Origin of the sequence: Natronospira sp. (assembly GCF_007134575.1) — a bacterium.
GTDB classification, from domain to species: Bacteria; Pseudomonadota; Gammaproteobacteria; order Natronospirales; family Natronospiraceae; genus Natronospira; species Natronospira elongata.
Genome location: NZ_SLKM01000230.1, coordinates 1 through 5,772, shown reverse-complemented (window position 1 = coordinate 5,772; position 5,772 = coordinate 1). Strand labels below are relative to the sequence as shown.

General features: G+C 58.8%; 4 protein-coding genes and 1 riboswitch. All 4 genes read right to left on the bottom strand.

The window, feature by feature from the left end; all coding sequences use genetic code 11:
- Nucleotides 1–631, bottom strand: a 631-nt coding sequence (locus ACJWXQ_RS09150; protein WP_406672643.1) for a FecCD family ABC transporter permease, incomplete at its 3' end; no start/stop codon positions are given.
- A gap of 31 nt (nt 632–662) precedes the next feature.
- A complete protein-coding gene (locus tag ACJWXQ_RS09145) occupies nt 663–1,571 on the bottom strand; it encodes a cobalamin-binding protein (RefSeq protein WP_346050923.1) in 909 nt (302 codons plus the stop codon).
- A 61-nt stretch (nt 1,572–1,632) separates the two neighbouring features.
- Entirely contained in the window at nt 1,633–3,486 is a 1,854-nt protein-coding gene (locus ACJWXQ_RS09140) for a TonB-dependent receptor domain-containing protein (RefSeq protein WP_406672642.1), read from the bottom strand.
- Between the two features lie 168 nt (nt 3,487–3,654).
- Nucleotides 3,655–3,912: riboswitch (cobalamin riboswitch) on the bottom strand.
- A gap of 21 nt (nt 3,913–3,933) precedes the next feature.
- Nucleotides 3,934–5,772 (bottom strand): putative bifunctional diguanylate cyclase/phosphodiesterase (locus ACJWXQ_RS09135; RefSeq protein ID WP_406672641.1); only part of this gene is annotated, 1,839 nt, incomplete at its 5' end.

The window sequence follows — 5,772 nt, the reverse complement described above, 5'->3', positions numbered from 1 at the left end:
GGCCAAAGGGCAGCATCAGAACGCAGGCGACCACCAGGACCGTGACGGCCGGCCAGGGTGAACGGGCGTAAGCCATGTCCCCCATGAGCCAATACAACATGCCGGGAATCTGCTCGCTCGGGCTGAGTGCCAGCATGAAGGTGATCACCGCCCCCCAGCCGGCTGCCACCACCACGCCGGTAAGCAACAGGCGTGTCGGTGTCCAGCTGCCGGTGCCATGAGCCAGTCCGAACACCAGCACCACCGAGACCATGGCTCCGGCGAAGGCAGAGCCAGAGACCGCAGTCACCCCCAGACCAAAGAGCATGGCTGTCAGAGCCCCCACGGCGGCACCGCCGGAGAGGCCAAGCACATAGGGGTCGGCAAGCGGATTTCTGAGCAGGACCTGCATCAGGGCGCCGGCCACGCCCAGCAGGCCGCCGGTGGCGAACGCAGCCGCCGCTCGCGGCAGACGCAATTCGATAATCAGGGTGCGATGGAGTTCACTGCCACCACCGGTCACCACCGCCCAGAACTCCCCTGGCGGGATGGGAACGCTGCCGATGCTGACTGCCAGGGCCAGGGACAGCAGCCCCATCCCCAACAGAACAATCAGCGGCGGCAGCATGCGCTGCAGGTCGCCACGATACATGCCCGCAGTCTCCCGAATTGTAGGGCCCGATTCAACGACGCTCACGCGCCTGCTCCATATGGGCACACAAGCGCTTCATGCCCTCCAGCAACCTCGGTGTCGCCCGCTGGATACTGGAGGGTGGAATGAAGTATAGATTGTTCCGCTTTACCGCGGTCATTCCCTCGAATCGCCGCCATGGATCCAACCAGCTATCGTCGTCTTCCCCCATCCCGGCGACGACGATGGCTTCCGGGTCCTTTGACAATACTGACTCCACATCCAGCCTTGGCGTCAACCTCGGAAGGTCCCCGTAGATGTTCTTGGCTCCGCACACGGCTGCGGCACGACTGATCAGGTGTTCATCATTGACCGTCATCAAGGGATCATCCCATATCTGATAGAAGAGCCGGACCGGGGCAGCATCGGCATAACGGGCCTTCAGCGCGGCAATCTCCGTTTTGAAATGCGCTGCCTTGGGATGGGCGATGTCCTCGCTACCCGCCAGACGGCCAAAACGCTCCAGAGTGTGAGCCACATCCTCGAAACTCCGCTGCTCCCCCCAGAACACGTCGATCCCCAATTCTTCCAGCCGACGTAGCTGCTCGGTGGGGTTACCACTGATCCAGGCCACAACCAGATCCGGCTCGGCAGCCAGCACGGCTTCCATGTCGATGCGGTTGTGGCTGCCGATACGAGGGATATCCTTTGCTGCTTCCGGATAATCACTGTAACTGGTGGTTCCAACCACCCGTTCACCAGCACCGGCGGCAAAGAGCAACTCGGTCAGCCCGGGCGAGAGTGAGATGATCTTCTCTGCGGGCTCATCAAGACACAGCAGGCGCATCAGATCGTCATGAACACAGACGGGCTCGGTCGAGCTGTCTGCCAGTGACACAATGGGAAGCCAAAGCAAGGCCACAATCAGCACCCTGGCAGGACTGATTATTTTGTACCCCATGCGCTGCCCTCCTCGTTTTCTGAAAGCCGGGCCCCGACCATCCAGGGCCCGGTCATTGATCTCAGTCACCGTAGCGAAGACTGAGATTAACGCTACGCCCTGGCTGCTGATAGTCAAAGTCATTGAAGCTGTCACGGGCAATGACATAATCCCGGTCAAGCACATTGTCTACGACCAGGCGAGCATTCCAGCTTTCCGCAAAGCGCCAGCCGGCACGAAGATTGAGCAGTGCAAAACCGGCCAGACGTTCGGCGCCATCGGCGTCATTGAAACGGTGACTCTGGGCAATAATGGTGCCCCCCAATGACCAATCGCCGATCTCTCGGTCGACTTCCAGCCTGCCGGTCTGTTTGGCGCGGCGGATCAGACGTTTGCCACTTTCACGGTCTTCCGGGTCGGTATAGGAAACACTGCCGTAGATGCGCCAGTGATCCCGATTCCACCCCGCACCGATTTCCAGGCCGCGGATACGGGCCTCGTTGACGTTCTGGGGCAGGAAGACCCCATCCTGAAACACCGTTTCAATCAGGTTATCCACATCGGTCTGGTAGGCAACGGCATCCCAGAACCAGTTCTCATAGAGACCGGAAATGCCCAGCTCCACGCTCGACGATTCTTCCGGCTCCAGGTCCGGGTTGCCGAAACCGGGGAAATACAGCTCGTTGAAGGTTGGCGCTTTGAAGCCTTCACCCCAGGAAGCACGAATACGATGCGACTCGCCCAGGCGATAGCCCACTGCGGCGTTGGCAGTGTTAACAGTGCCGAAGGAATCGTTATCGTCATGCCGAATGCCCAATTCCAGGCTCAAAGGCGCAAAATCCAACAATGCCTGGGCATAGCTGCCACGATTGCGGCGGCTGTCTTCTTCGTATTCAGAAGAAGATGTAATCTCATCGTCCAGGTAATCCAGGCCGACGAGGATTTCGTGGTCACCGGCGAACAGGCTGTTCTGCCAGTTTGCCACCTGACGCCGTGTTGCGAATTCGCTCTCGCTGCCGTTGTCATTGACGGTGTCGCCTTCATCACGACTTTGCCCAAGCGTGACACGGGTATCCCAGTGTTGATTGATGCTTCGCTCGTAAGTGCTACCAAGGGCCTGATGGACAAACGTCATCTTGCCGCCAATGAACTCGGTTCTCCCCTCGGAGTGAAGGGAGGTCACGCCCAGCTCCCCACCATCGTCAAACTCATGGCTGATTCGCCCCACGGCGGAGCTGTTATAGAAGCCTTTTCGCTCGCCATCCTCCCGAAGGGCAATGCCATCGGTATGGAAATGGTTGGCGCCCAGGTTGTAACGGGTATTGCCGCCCTGCCCGGACACACCTGCCCCGTACTGGTGAGTACCGAAGGAGCCCGCACTGATTTCCGCCCAGGGGCTGAGTTCTTCCCCACCCTCCGGGGTAAAGACCTGAATGACGCCACCAAGGGCATCCGGTCCGTAGACGCTGCCTCGCGGCCCCCTCACGATCTCCACCCGCTCGATGAACTGGGGCGGCAGGTACTGCCAGGAGGCACCACCGGTGGTCGCGGCACCCATGCGCACACCGTCCACCACCAGCAGACTGTGATCACTACTCGTCCCCCGAAGGAACAGGCTGGTGGCCTTGCCGAAGGGGCCATTACTGACAAAATCCACCCCTGGACGGCCCCGTAGCAGCTCTGAAAACTCCCGGGGCTGCTGCCGTTGAATGGATTCCCGGTCTACCACACTCACAGACGTCAGACTGTCATCGACCTGCTGTTCGGTACGCGTTGCGGTAACCACTACCGGATTCAGCGGAACGGCTTCCGCCGCCCCGGCCGCCAACAAGGGGGCTGCGGGCTTATCTTCGCCTTCGGCGGCCAAGCTCAGGGGTGCAATGAGAATAGCGGCGGGTAGCGTGACCCACGCACTGCGGATACGATCGACTAGCATTGAATTTCCCTCAACTAACCGTGCCCACCGCACGGATTTGGATGCAACGGAATGCACGCTTGAGGGAACAGGTGGGGCGGAAGAATGGAATGTTATTTCGGCATCCGACCGGCCCGAGCGCTGCCCTCCGCAGCGTGCGGCCAGACACCCGGGAATCGGCAGGATTCAGCGGGTGTCGAGCACGCAGGCCGGTCTACGGGCTGATGAGCAGGCTGGCGCCGCCGGCGAATCACCTTCCCATGCCTCTCACGGACACAGTGGTCATGGATTCACCGGTGCCGGCTCTGGACAGAGACGGCTGCTCAATCACCGTTGCGGGGGCAGCGTCGGAATCCTTCACCGCGTGTAGCAGCAGAAGTTCACCGACTTCCCGTTTAATCCCCGGTCATGAACTGAGATGGGGACACCTGGTGCGAGGCGGAAAGGTATCAGCAACAGCCCCTGTGGTCAATCTGGGCGATTGTCCGCGTTCCATTCCCGGCGCTGGGGGAACCCTGGAGCCCGTGACGCATCCAGGACGTTGGCGATTGGTGCGGGACGGCCGAACAGGAAGCCCTGGGCCTCCTCCACGCCAAGCTCACGGAGCAAGCCAAGCTGCGCCTCTGTCTCCACGCCCTCTGCAACCACATGCAGGTTCAGGTTACGGGCCAATTCCACGATGGAGCGGACAATGGCAGCCGCACCCCCATTTTCAGTCCCCAGGTCAGCAATGAAGGCTCGGTCGATCTTCAAGGTATCCATTGGAATCTGGCGGAGATAGTTCAGAGAGGAATAGCCGCTACCGAAGTCATCAATCGCGATGGTGACGTCGGGGGCAGCTGCCTTGATTCTGCGGAGATTGTCCATGGCCAGCTCAACATCATGCATGAGGATGGATTCCGTGATCTCAATCTCCAGTGGCAGTGGGTTTTGGGTGCCCTCCACTTCCAATGTGGCAATCAGACGCTGCAGATGCTTTGTCTCATAAAGATCCCTGGCCGACAGATTGATCGCGATACGGAAATCCGGGCCATCTTTCTGTATCTGACGGCTTTCCCTGCAGGCCTGCTTCAAAACCCAGTGATCCAGACGACAGATCAGGTCAGACCGTTCCGCTAGGGGCAGGAAATCAGCCGGCTGCAAGAGCCCGCGGGAAGGATGGTTCCAACGAATCAGTGCTTCAAGCCCACAGATACGTGACCGGGCAATATCGACACGGGCCTGAAAATAGAGACACAATTCATCGGAATCCAAAGCCCGCTCGAGGTCGTGGCGCAGGCTGAGGCTTGCCTGCGCCCGTTCTGTCATCTCCTGATCAAAAAAGGCATAACGATTTTTCCCCGACGCCTTAGCCTCGTACATGGCCAGGTCGGCATTGCGAATCAGGGTATCACTGTCACCACCATTATCCGGATAAATGGCAATACCAATACTCGAATGGACGATAAGCTTCTCACCCTCGATATCGATAGGGCTGGTCAGAAGATCCAGAGCCCGCTCTGCAACCCGGGCGGCATCGGCAGCCTCTTCAACTTCCATTAGCAATACAAACTCGTCACCACCAAGGCGGGACAGGGTATCCCCGGCGCGGCAGACCGATTCCAGTCGTTGTGCCGTATGGCGGAGGAACTGGTCACCTACATTGTGACTGAAGCTATCATTGATCAACTTGAAATCATCCAGATCCAGCAGCATGACAGCCAGCATTGAATTGGTTCGGGTGGATTCTGCAATGGCATGATCGATCCGATCGTAAAGCAGCTTCCTGTTGGGCAGTTCAGTGAGAGGATCATGGTAGGCCAGGTACTCAAGCTCGCCGCCAAACTGCACGGCATCGATAGCACTGGCGATGAGCTGCCCTAGCAAGCGCAAATTGTTGCGAATATCCTCTGGCCAGAATCGCTTCTCCCAGACCGCGTCCAGGCCGAAGAGCCCCCGCGGGCGCCCGTCTTTCATCAATGGCACGATGATCAGAGAACGTATGGACTGCAGCTTGTATTCCTCCCGTTCAACGCGGTACTGATCATCCATCATGTCCACATCGGGAAGATGGGCTATATTTCCTTTGAGGATATTACCCATGAGCCAGGGAAAAGCCTCAAAGGGCAGGTTCTGCAAACGCCCTATCTCCGGTGGCACACTCGGCGCGGACCATTCGTGGGTATTACTGAACGTGCCGGCATCAAGGTCGATGGAAAAAAGATAGCTGCGCCCCGCATTGAAAAATGCGCCGATATCCGCAAGGACGTCCTGGATGACCGAGTCAATTCGGTCGGGGGTAACACTGATCAATCGAGTGGAAAAGTC

Bases quoted from the DNA above. Each gene is read 5' to 3' on its own strand.
- ACJWXQ_RS09145 (WP_346050923.1), bottom strand. From the start codon at position 1,571: ATGGGGTACAAAATAATCAGTCCTGCCAGGGTGCTGATTGTGGCCTTG.
- ACJWXQ_RS09140 (WP_406672642.1), bottom strand. From the start codon at position 3,486: ATGCTAGTCGATCGTATCCGCAGTGCGTGGGTCACGCTACCCGCCGCT.